Origin of the sequence: Nocardia sp. NPDC051756 (assembly GCF_040681495.1) — a bacterium.
Taxonomy (GTDB): domain Bacteria; phylum Actinomycetota; class Actinomycetes; order Mycobacteriales; family Mycobacteriaceae; genus Nocardia.
In genome coordinates this window covers 116272-133927 of the sequence record NZ_JBFAYV010000010.1, presented here as the reverse complement: position 1 = coordinate 133927, position 17656 = coordinate 116272, and the positions used below count along the sequence as shown (strand labels likewise).

The 17656-nt window shown below is 68.0% G+C and carries 17 protein-coding genes; 9 read left to right on the top strand and 8 right to left on the bottom strand.

Translation table 11 applies throughout. The features are described 5' to 3' along the window. Window positions 1-44: 44 nt before the first annotated feature. Window positions 45-767 (bottom strand): hypothetical protein, encoded by a 723-nt coding sequence (locus AB0M22_RS37080; RefSeq protein ID WP_364736893.1) that lies wholly within the window; start codon window positions 765-767, stop codon window positions 45-47. A gap of 401 nt (window positions 768-1168) precedes the next feature. On the opposite strand from AB0M22_RS37080, the gene AB0M22_RS37075 reads away from it, so the two are divergent. Both AB0M22_RS37075 and AB0M22_RS37070 read left to right on the top strand, forming a co-directional pair. After that, the gene (locus tag AB0M22_RS37075) at window positions 1169-1981 is read left to right on the top strand and encodes a CPBP family glutamic-type intramembrane protease (protein WP_364736891.1); all 813 of its coding nucleotides are present in this window, start codon (window positions 1169-1171) and stop codon (window positions 1979-1981) included. Between the two features lie 12 nt (window positions 1982-1993). Then, window positions 1994-3355, top strand: coding sequence for a DUF2252 domain-containing protein (locus tag AB0M22_RS37070; protein ID WP_364736889.1), 1362 nt, complete (start codon window positions 1994-1996; stop codon window positions 3353-3355). 3 nt (window positions 3356-3358) lie between these two features. On the opposite strand, the gene AB0M22_RS37065 is transcribed toward AB0M22_RS37070, so the two are convergent. Continuing rightward, on the bottom strand, window positions 3359-3859 hold the full coding sequence (locus tag AB0M22_RS37065) for a CGNR zinc finger domain-containing protein (protein WP_364736887.1): 501 nt from the start codon (window positions 3857-3859) through the stop codon (window positions 3359-3361). Window positions 3860-4136: 277 nt separating this feature from the next. Here AB0M22_RS37065 and AB0M22_RS37060 point away from each other — a divergent pair, with 277 nt between their 5' ends. Then, on the top strand, window positions 4137-5393 hold the full coding sequence (locus AB0M22_RS37060; RefSeq protein ID WP_364736885.1) for a hypothetical protein: 1257 nt from the start codon (window positions 4137-4139) through the stop codon (window positions 5391-5393). Window positions 5394-5544: 151 nt separating this feature from the next. After that, window positions 5545-6783, top strand: a complete 1239-nt coding sequence (locus AB0M22_RS37055) for a hypothetical protein (RefSeq protein ID WP_364736883.1) — start codon at window positions 5545-5547, stop codon at window positions 6781-6783. Window positions 6784-7008: 225 nt separating this feature from the next. On the opposite strand, the gene AB0M22_RS37050 is transcribed toward AB0M22_RS37055, so the two are convergent. Next, window positions 7009-8106: a CSLREA domain-containing protein gene (locus AB0M22_RS37050; protein ID WP_364736881.1), complete on the bottom strand. Its 1098-nt coding sequence runs from the start codon at window positions 8104-8106 to the stop codon at window positions 7009-7011. Window positions 8107-8231: 125 nt separating this feature from the next. After that, entirely contained in the window at window positions 8232-8552 is a 321-nt protein-coding gene (locus AB0M22_RS37045; protein WP_364736879.1) for a DUF4873 domain-containing protein, read from the bottom strand. A 179-nt stretch (window positions 8553-8731) separates the two neighbouring features. On the opposite strand from AB0M22_RS37045, the gene AB0M22_RS37040 reads away from it, so the two are divergent. Genes AB0M22_RS37040 through AB0M22_RS37025 form a run of 4 tightly spaced genes read left to right on the top strand, consistent with a single transcriptional unit; the run spans window position 8732 to window position 12157 of the window. Next, on the top strand, window positions 8732-9724 hold the full coding sequence (locus AB0M22_RS37040; RefSeq protein WP_364736877.1) for a diiron oxygenase: 993 nt from the start codon (window positions 8732-8734) through the stop codon (window positions 9722-9724). Beyond that, window positions 9721-10725, top strand: a complete 1005-nt coding sequence (locus tag AB0M22_RS37035; RefSeq protein WP_364736875.1) for a diiron oxygenase — start codon at window positions 9721-9723, stop codon at window positions 10723-10725. Before AB0M22_RS37040 ends, AB0M22_RS37035 begins: the two co-directional genes overlap by 4 nt. Before the next feature lie 2 nt (window positions 10726-10727). Then, window positions 10728-11816 (top strand): ferredoxin--NADP reductase, encoded by a 1089-nt coding sequence (locus AB0M22_RS37030; protein WP_364736873.1) that lies wholly within the window; start codon window positions 10728-10730, stop codon window positions 11814-11816. Between the two features lie 8 nt (window positions 11817-11824). Further along, window positions 11825-12157: a DUF4873 domain-containing protein gene (locus tag AB0M22_RS37025; protein WP_364736871.1), complete on the top strand. Its 333-nt coding sequence runs from the start codon at window positions 11825-11827 to the stop codon at window positions 12155-12157. On the opposite strand, the gene AB0M22_RS37020 is transcribed toward AB0M22_RS37025, so the two are convergent. Continuing rightward, on the bottom strand, window positions 12146-13480 hold the full coding sequence (locus tag AB0M22_RS37020; protein WP_364736869.1) for a nuclear transport factor 2 family protein: 1335 nt from the start codon (window positions 13478-13480) through the stop codon (window positions 12146-12148). The two genes, AB0M22_RS37025 and AB0M22_RS37020, sit on opposite strands and share 12 nt — an antisense overlap. A 90-nt stretch (window positions 13481-13570) precedes the next feature. Between AB0M22_RS37020 and AB0M22_RS37015 the strand changes: the two genes are divergently transcribed. After that, window positions 13571-14170: a TetR/AcrR family transcriptional regulator gene (locus AB0M22_RS37015; protein ID WP_364736867.1), complete on the top strand. Its 600-nt coding sequence runs from the start codon at window positions 13571-13573 to the stop codon at window positions 14168-14170. Window positions 14171-14172: 2 nt separating this feature from the next. Here the strand turns inward: AB0M22_RS37015 and AB0M22_RS37010 are convergent, their stop codons facing one another. From AB0M22_RS37010 to AB0M22_RS37000, 3 genes are all read right to left on the bottom strand, one after another. After that, window positions 14173-15444, bottom strand: coding sequence for a diguanylate cyclase (locus AB0M22_RS37010; protein ID WP_364736864.1), 1272 nt, complete (start codon window positions 15442-15444; stop codon window positions 14173-14175). A gap of 53 nt (window positions 15445-15497) precedes the next feature. Beyond that, entirely contained in the window at window positions 15498-16307 is an 810-nt protein-coding gene (locus tag AB0M22_RS37005) for an SAM-dependent methyltransferase (protein ID WP_364736862.1), read from the bottom strand. Between the two features lie 124 nt (window positions 16308-16431). Further along, the gene (locus AB0M22_RS37000) at window positions 16432-17640 is read right to left on the bottom strand and encodes an ROK family protein (protein ID WP_364736860.1); all 1209 of its coding nucleotides are present in this window, start codon (window positions 17638-17640) and stop codon (window positions 16432-16434) included. Window positions 17641-17656: the final 16 nt, after the last annotated feature.

Here is a 17656-nt window from a genome sequence, read left to right as displayed (position 1 = left end):
ACGCGTCCGAATTGCCGAACGCGATGTCGCGGTGCCGGATCCGGTCAGCGCGGGAGCAGCCGGAAGACCGCCTCGACCGGCGGCCGCACTACCTGCTCGATCGGCGGCGGCAGTTGGCGCAGGAATTGCTCGACCGGCTCGGGCAGCGGCGCGGCGGGCGCGGGCGCCTGCTGCGGCGGATTCTGCTGCGGCGGTTGAATATTGCCGCCACGGAGGTTGCCGCTGCGGTCGACGCCACTGCGATTGAACCCGTAGCGGTCGAATCCCGCGCGGTCATAACCGTTTCGGTCATAACCGGAGCGGTCGCGCCCGAAGCTGTTGAACCCGTTGCGGTCATAGCCGAAACGGTCGAAGCCGTCGCGGTCGTAACCGGCGCGATCCCGACCGGACTTGTCGAAACCCTTACTGTCGTAACCGGAATTGTTGTAGCCGCCGCGGTCCCGGCCGGCTCGGTCGAATCCCTTGCGGTCGTAGCCGGAGGTGTCGAAACCGGCGCGGTCGTAACCGGCGCGATCGCGGCCCGCTTTGTTGAAGCCGCGACGATCGAAGCCCAATCGGTCGTACCCGTCACGGTCGTAACCGGACGCGTCATAACCTGACTTGCCGTAGCGGTCGTCCTCGAGGGCGGTTGCGGTGCGGACGGTCCGAGTCGACGGTTCGGCGGACGCGGGAACGGCGATCAGCGCCGCCGGACCCACCGCCACCGCGGCGGCGACAGCGGTCAGGATGTGCCGCTTCGTATTGCGAGTAGTCAATTTGTCAGCCATGCGAAAAATCCTCCGTAGTCTTCTGTTTCGAGAAGGCGTCCGGCACGAACCGCCGGCCACAGCAAAGCAACGATTGCTGAGAGAATCCTTGGATTCATTCCCGCGGAATCGCGGAGAATCTGTGGATATCGATCGGAACAGGCAGCACGGACCCGACCGCCGTCCGGCCGAATCATGCTGCACAGCAAATGCTTTCATCGACTCGCGACCATCAGCCCAACCCTGGCCCCAATGATGAATGTCACGAGATGTGAGTTATGCCATCCCCCAACACAAATGACATAGCCCGGCGTTACATAACAATCGAGCATCTTCACCGACGAAAGACTTGCCGATGCGGTCATGCGAAATTCTTATGCTAATTTCCGGTCGGCCACAACGCTCGCCACCAGAAAGGCGCAATGACTTCACATTCCGTTGAAATTTCGACTACCGACAAATCCTGGGCGGTCAAAGCCTGGATTCTGCAAATCGCCGCGTTCGTCCTGACCTTCGGCGCACCCACCGTCGTCGCCGTCGTCTTGCTGGTCACCCGAACCGACCCCGACTGGACCGGCTTCCCGGCCGACGCCTACCGCATCGCGGGCTGGACCGCCTTCCCCTTCGCCGCACTCGCGCTCTGGGCCGCCCATCGATGGCTGGGCCTGACCACCGCCGAACTCGGCCTACGCGCAGGTCTGCCTACCCGCGCCGGCTTCTTCGGCGCGATGGGCGCTGGCTACCTCACTATGTGGCTCGGCCTGTTCGGCCTCGGCTTCTTCCCCGACTGGGTCACCAGCACCGACGGCAGCCCGCTCGGCGCCATGTCCGCGTGGGACGGCGTGGCCTGGAGTGCGCGCGCCGGATTGGTCGAGGAGACCATGCTGCTCGCCTTGCCGATGGCCGTCATGCTGCGGCTGCGCTGGTCCTGGCCCGCGCAATTGGCGGTGCTCATGGCGCTGCGCCTTCCGTTCCATCTCTACTACGGCCCCGCCGCGCTGCTCATGATCGTGGTCTGGTGCACGCTGCTGCGCTACGCGTACCTCCGTGTCCAGCTGATCTGGCCGTTCATCGCGGCTCACGTCCTCTACGACCTGAACGTCGCGGTCGTTCCGCTCGGCCCGCTGCGCGCGGCGATCACCCTCGCGATGCTGGTCCTGGGCGTCCTCGCCTTCGTGTCCTGGTGGCGCGGGCGACACTCGGACCAGATTTGCCCGCCGATTGCCAACGGATGACAAACTGACCCGATGACGGACACCTTGGCGATCGTGGAACGCGGCGCGGCCGAACAGGGCCGCCGGGCGCGCAAGCGAGTCGGACGGCGGTCGCTGGGCGGGTGGGAGCCGCCGGCCGACCGCGCGGACCCGATCGCCATTCTCGAACGTCAGGCCAAGACCCGGGTGCCCGAGCTGGTGCCCATCCGATACGCGCGGATGGCCGCGGGTCAGTTCCCGTTCCTGCGCGGCGCGCCCGCGATCATGGCCGCCGATTTGGCCGCCTCGCCCAATACGGGACTGACCGTCCAGTTGTGCGGTGACGCGCATCTGTCCAACTTCGGCCTGTTCGCCTCGCCCGAACGCGCGCTCGTGTTCGACCTGAACGATTTCGACGAGACCCTGCCCGGCCCGTTCGAATGGGACGTCAAGCGACTCGCGGCCAGCATCGCGGTGGCCGCCCGGGCCAACGGCTTCGCCGACACCGACGCCGAAACCGCGGTCGGCGCGGCGGCCCGGGCCTATCGCGAGGCGATGCTCCGGCTGGCCGGGCTCGGCGAACTGGCCGTCTGGTACGAGAAGATCGACGCCGACCGATTGGCCGCCCTGGCCCCGAAACCCAAGCGCCGCAAGGGCGTCGAGGAAGCCCTCGCCGAGGCGCGGTCCCGCACCAACCTGCAAGCGCTGGAAAAGCTGACCGAACCGGATGCCGACGGCGTCCCCCGCATCCGGCACCGCCCGCCGCTGCTGATCCCGATCGGCGAGTTCGACGCCGCCACCATCCAGCGCGTGTTCAGCGACTACCGCCGCACCCTGGCCGAGGAACGCCGGGTGCTGCTCGACCGGCACGACATGCTCGATCTGGCGATCAAGGTGGTCGGCGTCGGCAGCGTCGGCACCCGCTGCTTCATCGCCCTGCTGTCCGGGCGGTCGAGCGGCAGCCCGCTGTTCTTGCAGGTGAAGGAGGCCGAACAGTCGGTACTCGCGCCGCACACCGCGGCGAGCAAGTTCCGCAACCAAGGACATCGGGTCGTGCACGGGCAGCGGCTCACCCAGGCCGCGAGCGACATCTTCCTCGGCTGGGCGGCCGGCCCGGACGGGCGGCACTACTACTGGCGGCAGCTGCGCGACATGAAGGGCTCGGTGGCCATCGAGGAGATGTCGCGGTCCTACCTGCGCGATTACGCGGCGCTGTGCGGACTCACCCTCGCCCGCGCGCACGCCCGGTCCGGCGATCGCGTCGCCATCGCCTCGTATCTCGGCTCGAGCGACACCTTCGACCGCGCGATGATCGACTTCGCCGTCGCCTACGCCGATCAGACCGAACTGGATTACGAAAAGCTGCTCGCCGCAATAGATTCCGGGCGAGTTGTGCCGGCGGAGAAGGCCTACTGAGGCTCAGCTCGCGCGCCGGGACCGATGCTCGGCCACGTGCACGCGGTTCGAGCACCGCGACGAACAGAACCGGCGTCTGCCATTGCGGGAGGTGTCGACGAACACGTCGTCGCAGCCGTCGCGGGCGCAGCGTCCGATGCGATTCGGGTCGTCGCAGAACAGCGTGGCCAAACCGACCGCCGTGTACGCCTTGACCCGTTCGTCGACCGGTGCGGTCTCCTGCGCGAAGTGCAGGTGCGGCAGCCGGTCGTCGTGCGTGGAGATGTAGGGCTGACTGGTCGTTTTCGCGAGCAACGCGTTGAGCCGCCGCACCGTCGGATCGTCGAACACCGCGCCGAGCTCGCCGATCCACCGGCGCAGTTCCGCGTCCTGCGCCGGCTCGAGCGTGCCGAGCGGTTTGTAATCCGCGGCGGCGAGTAACTCTTGCAAATCCTCGTCCGGACCTGCGTTCACCAGCCGGACGGCAAGTTCGGCGGCCGTGCCACCGTAAGGGTTGAAATGCACTAGCTCATTACATCAGGCTGGGGCAATGGACCTGACCTGCCCCTCCTGTTCCTGGCCGTCGCCGACGGTCGTGTCCGCGCACGGCAACGTCTGCTACCTGCGCTGTATCTGTGGTCAGTGGCTGATCGCCGAGCATGGTCTCGTTGTGGCAACGACCGGAAACAGCTCGTTCGGTATGCGCGATACACCACACAGAGGTGATGAGCCCGAAAGGCCGTGCGGGGCTCGGTATTCGGGCTAGCCTCGATGGGCAGTCTCATGTGGAGGGTATGTCGACATGACCACGGCTACCGTCATTCGGCCGTTGGCACCGAGCGAGGAGATCTTCGCCGGTAGTGAGGTTCTCGTCGGCTACTCGATGCGACTGTCCGGTCGGTTGAATCTGGTCGCGCTGTCCGCCGCGTTCGACGCGGTGGTCCGCGCGCATCCGGCGCTCGGCGCGCATCTCGAGCCCGACGCACACGGGCACCTCCTGGTCGAGTCGCTCGGCAGCACACCCGAGATCACCGTGATCGACGGCGATCCCGAGCAGTTGCTGAACGGCGCGCGACTGGATCAGCGCGCCGCCCTCGCCGCGCTGTGCGTCGTCCGCGACGGCGACAGCACCGGGGTGACGCTGGTGATCCATCACAGCGTCGCGGACGCGTGCCACGCGCTCGCGGTGCTCGCCGAGATGTGGGTCGGCTACACCGAGATCTGCCGCGGCGGCACGCCGGCGGACACGACACATCGGTTTCCGGACACGGTCGAGGATCTGCTGCACGCCCGAGGCGTGGAAAAGATGTCCGGCGGAACGGCCTCCACTCGCCCCCTGGCCCTCGCCGGATCGCTCGGCGAGCCCCCGCTCGTAGCGGACGACACGCCGTATCTACTACCACTGACGGCTCGCTGCCGTCTGACCAAGCGGGAGACCGCCGCCCTCGCCACGCTCGCACACCGCGAGGGAACCACGATCAACGGACTGGCCTCGGCCGCGATCATGCTCACCGAGGCCGAACTGCGCGAGCTGCCGTTGACCGAGCTCAGCTACACCTACTCCGTCGACCTGCGGAACCGGGTGACCCCGGCGATCGGGCACACCGAGGGGACGAACGTCCTCGGCTTCGCCGATTTCGTGCCCACCCGGCAGGCGGGCACGACGCTGATCGGCCTGGCCCGCGGGATCAGCGACGGGCTCCGCCGCGGGCTGGCGAGCGGCGTCGTGCAGCAGACGCCGCTGCACATCCCCGACATCGCCGCCGGTCCGCCGCCGCGTGCTCCCGGCATCGTGCTGGCCACCAACTGGGGCCGGATCGATCGGCCACGACTACCGGACGGGTTGCGGGTCAACGACTTTCGCACGGTGATGATCGCGAAGCCGGACCGGGCCGGGCATCGGTTGCAGCAACCGAGCGGCACCATCATCATCAGCACGTTCGACGATCAGCTCAGTATCGAGATCCATCACCCGGTGGAGACCACGGTGCAACAGCGGCGCCGGGTGCGGCTGCTCGCGGCGCATCTGGACGCGGTCCGCGAGGCCGGCGTCGCCTAGCGCGTTGCGGCGCGAAACCGCGCTGAGACGTGGCTGAAACTCCCCTCGGCGATCGTTGACGGCGGCCGGATAACCAATTGCCCCGGCGTGCGTGCAGGGTCTTTGATCTCCGGTTGGCACGCATAACTCGGTACAGCTGAAGGGGAGCTCCATGACCATGTCCACTGTTGTCCGCCCGCTCGACCCGAGTGAACTGATGTTCGCGGGGGCCGGAGCCTATGTGGGATATGCCGTCGAGGTGTCCGGCCGATTGGACCTGGCGGCTTTGTCCGCCGCGTATGCGGCGGTCGTGCGCGCCTACCCGGTGTTCGGTGGGCGGCTGGAACCGTCCGACGACGGCGGCCACGTTCTGGTTGCCTCGACGGCCACGCCGGAAATCTCGGTGGTCGACGATGATTCGGGTCACTTGCTGATCGACCAGAAATTCGATCAGCGGGTCGCGCTGAGTGCGGTGTGCGTGGTCCGCGACGGTGACACCGCGAGCGTGACGTTGCTGACCCATCACAGCGTGGCCGATGCCTACCACTCGCTGGCGGTGCTGGCCGAGCTGTGGTCGTGCTACACCGATGCCGTTGCCGGACATTCGCTCGAGCGGCGGGTGCGCGGGTATCCGGCGTCGATCGAGGAGTTGCTGGCCGAACGCGGCGTCGAGAAGATGACCTTCCCGGATCCCGCTGGGCAGCCAGCGGCATCGACGCCTGCCGTCGACCCGGTGGTGGACGAGCACGGCTGGCAGAGTGCGCCGCAGGTTTCGCGGTGCCGCCTTTCGGCTGCCGAGACCGCGGCGCTGGTCGAGCTCGGGCATCGGGAATGCGTGACCATCAACGGACTCGTCTCCGCGGCAGTTCTGTTGAGCGAGGCCGAGATTCGTGAATTGCCGCTCACCGAACTCCTATACCTCTATCCGGTCGATCTGCGCACCAGGATCACACCGACGGCCGGCCTGACCGACGGCACCAATCTGCTCGGGTTCGCCAACTACACCCCGGCCGAGCCGGTCGAACTGCTCGAGCTCGCCCGCGGTATCTGCGAGTCGCTGCGGGTCGCATTGGACGCGGGCATCGTGCAGCAGACGCCGCTACACATCCCCGACATGGCCATGAACGTCACCGCCCCGATCCCCGGCCTGGTGATCATGACCAACTGGGGCCGGATACCGGAGCTGCGAACACCGGAAGACTTACATATCAATGACTTCCGCTCCACCCTCACCACGGCGATCGACGCCGAAGCGCCGAGCGCACCGCAGCAACCCGGCGGCGGCACCTGCATCCTCAGCACCTTCGGCAGCCGCCTAAGCATCGAGATCCATCACTCGAAAGCAGCTGCCGCACAACAACAACGGCGTGTCGACAGCTTCGCGGCAAAGCTGCGCGCCGCCATTTCATAACCGGGTAGGTCGACACGTTGTGCGGAAGTCTCGCGTTGTGGCGTGGACAGCCGTGGGTCGAACCGGCAGATTCGCCGGAGGTGGCTACTGCTTGATCAGGACGATCCGGCGGTGGCGCCGGCGACCAGCATCGACATCACCCAGGCGAAGGCCTGGCCGAGGACGGTCATCCAGTCGCCTACGTTGAACGAACCCATCGCGAATTTCCTTCTGGTTGTGATTTTTTCAGCGAGCTCCCGCGTCGGGACGGACCTCGTCGCCGGCGGCGGTCAGGTCGCAGGAGTGGTCGTTGCTGAGGTTGCCGCCGGTGGAGATGATGACGGCGAACACCTTCTTGCAGTTCTGTTCGCCGAGGCCGGCGGTGTTCTGCGCGATGGTCGAACCGCGCAGGATCAGGTGCCCCATACCGGGATTGACCACATCGGTGAACTGGTACGGCAAGGTGTCGAGATAGGCGGGGGCGATGTTGATGCCGCCACCGCCCTCGTCCGCGCTGTTGCCCGTGACGACGGTGTCGATGAGCACCACCTCGCCGACGCCGCGGATGTCGAGTCCGCCACCGCGGCCGGCGAATCCGCCGAAGCGGTACCACTTGGTGCGCGGGTTGACCACGTGGTTGTCGGTGATCTCGGTGCGGGTGAAGGTGCAGGTGTTGTCGCAGCGGACTCCCCCGGCTTCGCCCGCCGCGTTGGCGGTGATGATGCTGTCGGTGGCCTTCAGGTCGGCGACCGGGATGCTGAAGATGCCGCCGCCGTAGTCGGCGGCGTTCCCGGTGACCGTCACATGATCGAGAATCAGCTTGCCGGAGTTGGCGATTCCGCCGCCGCCGGTCTCGAAAAGCGGGATCTCGTGCTCGCTCGCGTTGCCGCCGGTGATGGTCAGACCCGAGATCGAGACGTGTGCCGTGGTCAGCACGGCGCGATCGCGGTGCCCGGCGTCGATGACGGTGCGATCCTGACCCGCGCCTTGAATCGTGGTGTCGGCGTTGACATCGAGATCGCCGGTGGCCGCGTCGATGAAGGGACCGTTGGTGTTCCAGAAGTTCGGCGGGATGGTCAGCCCATAGCGGCCCTCCGGAACTCGAATGGTGCTGCCCGGGCGAACATTCGCGGCCTGCACCGCGGCCCGCAGCGTGCACTCGCCCGCATCGGTCCGGCATTGCCCGTCGAACGGATTCGCGGCGGCACCGTCGGCGGTGGTGGTCACGGTGAACACCCCGGGCGACGTTCCCGCCGAGCCGGTATCGGCCACCGCGCGGACCGGCGCTCCGCACAGCACGCCGAGGAATACGACACCGATCATCGAAATAGGCGAAATCTTCATCTGACCAACCACTCCCGGCACTGTCTCAGTCGTTTCGGTTCTAACAGAACCGAAACCCCTGTCGTGGCCGGTCGGACAGTTCCTTCGCTATTGCACAATCGCCCTGGGCGTGTCGACAGGGCCGCTCACGGCAGTGGATAGGGCGGGGTGCTCTTGCCCATGATCCGGTACCGATCCCACAGGTCACGGTCGCCGACGACGGCGGGCCTGGCGTCCGCGCCGGCGCGCACCACGCAGGCGGTCCGCTGTTCGTCGCCGAGGATCTCGGTGAGGGCGTTGTTGGCCTCGACTCGGCCGACCCAGCGGTAAACGCCGTCCGTCGGCTCCGGGTAGCCGCGCAGCTCCAGGCGGACCGGCACCTCCACGCCGCGCACGACGAGCGTCGCGGCACCGTGGTAGTCGGCGCCGGCGTGCGGGCTGCGGTCGGCTGCGCTGCGTTGCGCCATGGCGTCCACCTTTTCGAACCGTTCAATCTGTGTCTCAGACAATCTTGACAATACCGACCAGTGGTTCCAGACTCAAGGGTGTCGGTACCAGCGGTACCGGATACAACTTTCGCGATCGTGCGCCGTTGCGGGTCGAGGCCGGCGACGCACGTGCGTGACCCGGAAGAGAGCCGAGCACGATGGGAACGCCGAGCCCCGAGCCGATCGAATTCCACTCGCCGACAACCACTTCGGGCACGCCGGTGCGGCGCCGTCGCACCGTGACCGAGCGCAGGCTCAGTGCCAAGCGGCTGCTGCTCGATGCCGCGGACGAAACCTACGACGGCGACCTGGATATCGACTGGTCGGCGCCGATCGATCCCGGAAAGCGCTGGCTGCCGGACAATCTCAGCACCATTCACGGCACCTGGCTGTGGCATCGGATGGGCACCGAACAGCGCGCCACCCTGGCCAAATACGAGCTCGCCAATCTGCTGACGCTGGCCATCTACGCCGACGCCGCCCGGTCCATGCTGCTGTTCCGCGAGATCATCGAGGCCTCCGGCCCGGCCGACGACGAGACCCGCGCCGCGCTGGCCGGCATTCACGCGGACAGCCGCACCATGGCCATGTTCGGCCGCATGGTGCACAAGAGCGGCCTGGCTCCGTATCGGCGGCCGGTGCTCGCCCAGGTGGTGTCGCGGCTGGTGCTGTTGACGCCGAAGAACACCGCGACCTCGGCGGTGACGCTGCTGATCCAGCAGGCCATGTACGACCTGGCCGCCGCGATCGCCGACGACCCGGACATCCAGCCGCATCTGCGTCAGCTGATGAAGATCCACCGGGTCTCGGCGCGGCGCAATCTGGCCTACGCCCAGGACGAGCTGATCGCCGAAATCGACGAGCACGGACGGCTTTCCAACGCGATCGCCGCGCTCTGGACCGCGGCGGCGACCAGCGTGCTGTATCCGGCGCTCCTCGCGCCGCGCCCGTATCGCGCGGCCGGCGTGCGCGCCCGGCATGCGCTGCCCACCGCCCTGCTCAGCCGCCACTATGCGGACTCGGCCCGCACCTACACCGAATCGTTTGTGCACCAGGGAGTTCAGATCGGCCTGTTCGGCGGCCCCGTGACCACCACCATTCTCCGGCTCGGCCGCGTCTGGCCCGGCTCCACCTCGAGGAGGCAGCGATGACCACCCACGACACCACGCCCGCCAAGCGGCACGCGGTCAGCACGGCAGGCATGTCGACCACCCGCGGCAAGAACGTCGGCGACCGGCAGAAGACCGCCCAGCGCCTGCTGCGTTCCGCGGCCGATCGCGCGTATGACGGTGAGGTCGACATCAATTGGGACGCGCCGCTGGATCCGGACAAGAAGTGGATGCTCGATCATCGGCAGACGCTGTACGGGACGTACCTGTGGGACCGGCTGACCGAGGAGCAGCGCCGCACGCTCGGCATGCACGAGGCGGTCAGCGCGCTGAGCTTCGGCATCATCGTGGAGTCCGGACTGTCGGCGTTCCTGCTGCGCCAATTCCTCGAGCACGGGGACCCTGGCGACGACCACAGCCGGTACGCGCTGGCCGAAGTCGGCGAGGAGACACGGCATTCCACGATGTTCAGCAGGCTCATCAACAAGTCCGGCCTGCCCGCCTATCAGCCGTTCCTGCCCAAGGCGCTGTTCAAGGCGGTGCGGCTGGTCGGCCTGGTCCCGATGGGCCCGGCCACCATGGGCGGGCTACTGCTGGTCGAGGAGACCCTGGACCGGTTGCAGCGCGAGAGCATGGACGATCCGCGGATCCAGCCACACATGCGGCAGCTCAACAAGATTCACGTGCTCGAGGAAGCCAGGCACATCACCTACGCCCGCGAGGAGTTGGTGCGGCAGATCGCCAAGCACGGCAAACTGGTCAACGCCGCTCATCGACTGGTGTTCTCGGTCATGGTGTTCGGGATCCAGCCGGCCATCGTGACGCCCCGGGTCTATCGCTCGGTCGGCATCCATCCGCTGCACGGGCTGGCCGTCGCCTTGCTGAGCCCGAACTATCGGGAGAACTCCAAGTTCGCCGGAGAGATGTTGCTGCGCTTCGCCTATGAGGTCGGGTTCGTCCGCGGCGCGGTCAGCACCCGGATCCTGCGGCTGGCCCGGGCGCTGCCGGACGACGTCATGGCCGAGCTGTCGAGGACGGCGTGACGATGGCCGACCCAGACATCGCCGCGCCGCCGGTAGACACGCCACTGCCCGCGGCGACCACCAATTCCCATGTGCACGAGCTGGAAATCGTCGAGGTGATCCGGGAGACCGCCGAGGCCGTCTCCCTGGTCTTCGAGGTGCCGGACCTGCTGGTTCCGCGCTTCCGGCACCGCCCAGGGCAATTCCTCACCCTGCGCGTACCGAGCGAGCAGACGGGCTCGGTCGCGCGCTGCTATTCGCTGTCCAGCTCACCGCATCTCGACGACGATCTGATCATCACGGTCAAACGCACCGAGGGCGGCTATGCGTCGAACTGGCTGTGTGACAACGCGGCTCCGGGCCTGCGGATGACCACCCTGTCCCCATCCGGCGTCTTCACCCCGAAGTCGTTGGACGCGAACCTGTTGATGATCGCCGCGGGCAGCGGCATCACCCCGGTCATGTCGATCATCAAGTCCGCCTTGATCGCCGGCACCGGCACGATCTACCTGTTCTATGCCAATCGGGACGCGCCCTCGGTCATTTTCGGCACCGAACTCGCGGACATGATGGCCGAGTACCCCGATCGACTCATCGTCGACCACTGGCTGGAGTCGGCGCAGGGTCTGCCCTCCGCCGAGGCATTGACCGAGCGTCTCTGGCCGTACACCGGCTTCGACGCTTTCCTCTGCGGCCCAACGGCATTTATGCGCACCGCGCGCACCGCGATGATTGCCGCGGGCATGACCGAACGGCACGTGCACACCGAGATCTACCAGTCACTGACCGGTGATCCGTTCGCGGAGATCGTGATCACCCGCGACGATGCCGAAACCCCGGCCACCGCAACGGTAGAACTCGACGGCCGCCGCCTGGAACTGTCCTGGCCGCGGCACACGCCGCTGCTGGACGTCCTGCTCGCCAGCGGCTACGACGCCCCCTACTCCTGCCGCGAGGGCGCGTGCAGCGCGTGTGCCTGCACCGTGCGCTCCGGTGAGGTCCGCATGCTGCGCAACGACACCCTGGTCGACGCCGACCTCGCCATCGGCCTCACCCTGGCCTGCCAATCCGTCCCGCTCACCGACCACGTCGACATCGCCTTCGACCAATAGGACCGACCATGGCGGACCCCGCCGACGACTACGACTACGAGGGACCGGCGACCGTCACCATCGACGGCGCCGGGATCCCCGTCGAACTGACCTTGCGCGGCCATTTCCAAGGCATCGACGGAATCTATCGCTGGTACGGGCGAATTCGGCCGAACCCCGAACTCGCCGCCGCCGTCGGCGACGAAGCCGCCGGGGAGGTCAGCACCGCCTACGGCACCGCCCCCGCCCGCATCGGCGACCTCGACTTCTGGGGCCGCTACCGCGTTTCCGGCCGCAGCAGGCCGCCGTTCTTCGTGCCGAACAGCCTGGCCGAGCTCGACGGCCCGCGCTCAGTACACTGAACCGCCCGGCAGCACAACAACTTCCGCCGCCATGTCCACCGCCAGCTCCGTCCAGTTGCGCGCGATGAACGCCCGGAACGATCCGGCCTCGCGCCCGGTCACGTCCGGCACCACCGACGTGACCCGGTCTTCGCTGCCGCGCCGGATATCGTCGTCGAGCCCGGCGAGAAACGCCGCGTAGTCGGTGGGCACGCCGGATTCGCGGACCAGCTCGGTGAATTCGGCGACGCCGATCGACTCGTGTCGCACCACCCGCCCGGTCTGCTCGGCGATTATGACCGCGGCCTGCGCGTAACTCAGCGCCTCCGGCCCGGTGATCACGTGCTCGGTGTTGTGCGGCACCGGATCCAGCAGCGCGCGCACCGCGACGGCGGCGATGTCCTCCGCGTCGACGAAGGCCACCCGGCCGTCACCGGTCGCGGTCACGATCTCGCCCGCGGCGCGGATGCCGGCCGCCACCGGATGCCCGCCGACGAAGTTCTGCATGAACCAGGACGGGCGCAGCACCGCCCATTCCGGCACCGCGCGCACCAGTCCGTAGAGCGTGCCCAGCCCCGGCGTCTCGTCGGTGACCGCCGACGAACCGAGCAGCACCACTCGCCGCACACCGGCCCGAACCGCCTGCGCCAGAAAGGGTTCCACGATAGGGGCCGGATCGGTCGCGCCGATCGGCGGGACCAGGTAGATGGCATCCACTCCGGCCAAGGCGGGCCCGTACGTCTCGGGATCGTGCCAATCGAATCGAATGTGTTTGTCGCCCTGCGGGTTCCGGCTGGCGATCCGCACCTCGGCACCCTCGGCGTCCAGCCCCGCGGCGATCCGGCTTCCGGTGGTCCCGGTGCCACCGGTGACCAGGATGGTCGGCTCGCTCATGGATTCCCCCTCCGTCGCACCGAACGATGCCAGCTCACCGGCGCCACCGAGCGCCTCGGCGGCGGCGAGCGGATTCCAGTAGTCGCGGTAGTGCACGATCTCGCCCGCGCGCACGGTGATCACCGCGATGTAGCGCATCCGGTACGGCCGCCCGGTCCGGACGGCGACGCCGTCCGCGGTGAACTCGACGATGACGATCTCGGGGTCGCCGGTCACGTGCACGGTCGGCGCATCGATCGCCCGGATGTCGAGCTGCTCGGGATAGTCCCGCAGGTAGTCCTCGATCGCCGCGCGCCCGGTCACCTCCGCCGGGTACCCGGCCGGCGCGAACGGGAATTCGATGCTGCCCCGTTCCGCCCAGAGTCCCGCGAATCCGACCATGTCCTTGGCCAGGAGCAGCCGCAACGCCTCCGCGACGACCTCGGCCGGGGTACGTGCCGATTGAGGCATGAGCCCTCCCATTCATTTGGACGATACGGTACCGTCCCGTCCTAATATAGTCGGGACGGCACCGTCTCGTCCATTCCGTATACTGCGGCCATGTCCGAGAAGCCCCGACGCGCCCCCACCGGTGCCGCCGTCCTGCAACCGCAGATCACCGCCGCCGTCGCCGCGGCGGTGATGGAGGAACTCGCCACGAACGGCTATGCCAGGCTGTCGATGGAGGCGGTGGCCAAGCGCGCGGGCGTCGGCAAGAGCGCCCTCTACCGGCGCTGGTCGTCCAAGCAGGACATGGTGGTCGCGGTGCTCGGCGAGTTCAGCGTCGAGCTGGCCGAATTCGCCGACACCGGCGCGCTGCGCACCGACCTGATGGCCGCCCTGGAACTGCTGCACACCTGGTTCACCCACCCGAGGATGGCGGCGATCCTGCCCGACCTCACCGCCGAGGCCGGGCGCAATCCCGTTCTGGCACAGGCGGTTCGGACCACCATCGGGCAACCGCGGCGGGCGCTGGGGCTCCAGCTGTTGCAACGTGCCATCGACCGTGACGAGCTGCCCGCCGAGACCGACATCGAACTGGCGCTGGATCTGATTGCGGGACCGATGTTCTGGCGCTTGAGCGTCCGGCATGCCGAAGCCGAGCCGGACTACCTCGACCGGCTGGCCGACCATCTGGCCCGTTCCCTGAACGCCCGCTGACGTTACCGCTGCCGGAACCGCGACTCGCGCATGCCCTGCGCCGCCTTGTTGCGGTACATGGCCGTATCGGCCGCGTGCATGAGTTGATCCGGCGCGGTGGGCACTTCGTCGAGGAAGACGGTGCCGATGCTGGCGGCGACGGACACCAGATGGTTCTCCACCTCCATCGGCTCGACCAGCGCATGCGACAGCCAGCCGGACACCTCTGCCAATTTCTCTGCGCCCGTGCACTTTTCGATCAGGACGATGAACTCGTCGCCGCCAAGCCGCGCGACCAGCCCATCGACCGGCCCGACGGCCGCGCGTAATCGCTCCCCGACCACGCGAAGTACCTTGTCCCCCACCGTGTGTCCCCACACGTCGTTGATCTCCTTGAACCCGTCGAGATCGAGGTAGCACACGCCGATCGGCGGGCTCGCGTTCGCCAAGCGGTCGAAAAACAGTGTGCGGTTGGGCAATCCGGTGAGGCTGTCGTGGTTGGCGTCGTGCCAGAGTCGGTCGGCCAGCTGCTTGCGCTCGGTGATGTCGACCGCCACCCCGATCAGGAACCGCACCTGCCCGGCGCTGTCCCGCACGGCCGACATGGACAGGTCGATGGTGGTGATGGTGCCGTCGGGGCGCAGATGATCGGTCTCCAGCCGGAATCGGTCGGATGCCCCGGTCAGCAGTCGCTGCAACTCGGCGAAGGCGTACCCGATGTTCGCCGGGCCGAGCAGCGCGTCCACGGTCTGTCCGGGCATGACTTCCACTGGCAGACCGAGCATTTCGGCCATGGCCACGTTCGCGTCGAGCACCCGACCGGTGACGTCGATGGTGCCGATGCCGACCGAGGCGCCGGCGAAGACGGCGGCGAATCTGGCCTCGGACAGCTGCCGTTTGGCCTCGGCGTCGTGCGCGGCGGCCAGGGTCGCGACCAACGTGGCCTCCTGCTCGGCCAGCGCCGCCGACCGTAGGGCCGCGGTGAAACCCGCCGCGAACTCGGCGGCGGCGATCACCGCGCGATCCCGGATCCGCTCGTAGTCCGCGCTGCCGCGGTCCGGGCAGACGTCGGCCACCAGGTCGTGGCAGATCACCACCACCGAACGGCTGACCGCCACCGCGTCCCGATAGTTCGCCGCGACCAGCACGGACGCGGCATCGCGGGCGACGCCGAGTTCGGCGGTGCCGAGCACCACCGCCTCCAGCGCCTCACCGAGCCCGGCGAGCATCGCCTCGATCTGGGTCCGCGTGAGGGTGGGAGCCACTGCGCCGTCGAGCGCCTCGGCCCACCGCATCGCTAGCTCGTGCGACCCCACTCAGGGACCCCCTGCTGGTTCGGGTTCGCGCTTCAGACCTTTCGACCGACGCCGGCCAGGCCGAGCGAACGGCCCGGTGCCTCGTGCAGATCCCGCTCGGACTCCGGGCGCCAGACCGGCAACTCGACCACGCCGGGCTCGATCAGGTCCCATCCATCGAACATAGCGACGATGCCGTCCCGATTGCGAAAATGGATACCAACTCGACTCTTGTCGGTCGCGTGCGCGCCGAGCTTGCCCGCGTCCTCGGGGCGCATCTCCGAGGTCAGGTGCGAGATGGCCACGTAGCTGCCCGGTTCGACCGCGGCTCGCAGGTCGGCGACCTTCTTGACCGGCTCGTCGTCATCGGAGAGCAGGTGCAGCACGGCGATCAACAACAGACCGACCGGTTGGTCGAAATCGATCAACCCGGTATCGCCTGCCCGATCGAGCAGCTCGGCGGGCTTGCGCAGATCCGCCTCGATGGCGGCGGCCCGGCTGTTGCCGCGCAGGATCGCGCGCGAGTGCGCGACCGCCACCGGATCGATGTCCGCGTAGAGCACCCGGATTTCCGGATCGATGGTTTGCAGGATTTCATGCACATTTCCCGCTGTCGGGATCCCCGACCCGATATCGAGGAACTGGCGAATTCCGGAATCGGCCAGGAAACGCACCGCCCGGCGCAGGAACGCCCGGTTGCTCAGCGCCAACCTGGGCAGATCCGGCACCAGATTTTTGGCCATTTCCGCGGCCGTGCGGTCGATGTCGAAGTTGTGCGAGCCGCCGAGCAGCGCGTCGTACATTCGTGCCGGGCTCGCCTGTTGCATATCCACGCCTTCGGGCGCCCACGCCGGCCTATCCATCGAAACCCCTTTTGTCGCTCACGCATCGTGTGCTCGATCACCCGAACGGTGGTCTGCGCATAGTAGTCGGCTTTGGTGAGCAGCGGGAAGCTCGCAACCGACCGCGGTTGGCCCACACCCGGTTTCAGGCGCGCGCGGCGGAGATCCGGGCCAGCGTCTGCACCGGATCGGTCAGCACGTCGGTGAACGCGAGTTCGGCCGCGCCGATCAAGGTGGCGTCCCCACCGAGGGCCGAGGTGCGCAGCCGCACCCGTTCGCGGACCGCGAGCAGCGCGTCGACCGCGACCCGGCTGCGCACCTGGGCGGCCGAGGCGAGGTAGATCTCGCGCAGCACGCCGCCGAAGACGACCATCGACGGGTTGAAGATGTTGACCAGGTTGGCGACGCCGTAACCGAGCCAGTCCCCCACCTGGTGCAGCGCGTCCCTGGCCGTCGAATCGCCGCGGGCGGCGGCCTCCACGATCGCCTCGACCGCGGCCCGGCCCGCCGGGTCGTCGCGGCCGGCGGCGGCGATCAAGCCCAGCTCACCGGCCTCGACCTCGAGGCAGCCGTGTGAACCGCAGGCGCAAGGTCGTCCGTCCCGGTTGACGATCATGTGGCCGACCTCGCCCGCGTAACCGCCCTCGCCGCCGAGCAGCCGACCGCCCATGATGATGCCCGCGCCGATGCCGACGTCGCCGTGCAGGTAGATCAGGTCGGACAGGCCCGCGCCGACGCCGCGCTCGCGTTCGGCGAGCGCGCCGAGGTTGGCGTTGTTGCCGACCACGACGCGCAGGCCGAGGTCGAGTTCCCTGGTCAGGCTGGCGCCGAACGGCACATCGACCCAGCCGATGTTCGGGCCGTAGCGGACGACGCCGTCCTCCTCCCGCACCATCCCGCAGAACGCCACGCCCACACCGACGCACAAGGCGTCGCGCGCGGCCTTGCCGATCAACTCGCGGGCCATGGTGGCCAGCGTGGCGATCACGTCGTCCGGGTCGAAAGTGCCACGCGGCCTGGTGGTTTCGATCTGGTCGAGCACCGAACCGCCCAGCCCGACCCGGGCCGCGGCGAGCCGGTCGGCGCCGACGTCCAACGCGATGACGTAGACCCGCTCCGATTCCGGCCGCACCACCAGCGACGGACGGCCCGCCTTGCCGGTCTGGCCCGGAAGTTCTTCGCGGATCAGACCGGCCGCGGCGAGGTCGGCGGTCAAGGCCAGAATGGTGCTGCGGTTCAGCCCCATTCGCTCCGCGAGCGTGGCCCGCGAGACCGGACCGTCGCGATGGACGTGCCGGAGCAACACAGCCAAGTTGCTCTTGCGGATCTCATCCGGAGAAGGGGCTGCTCGCATTCACCGTCCTTCGCTA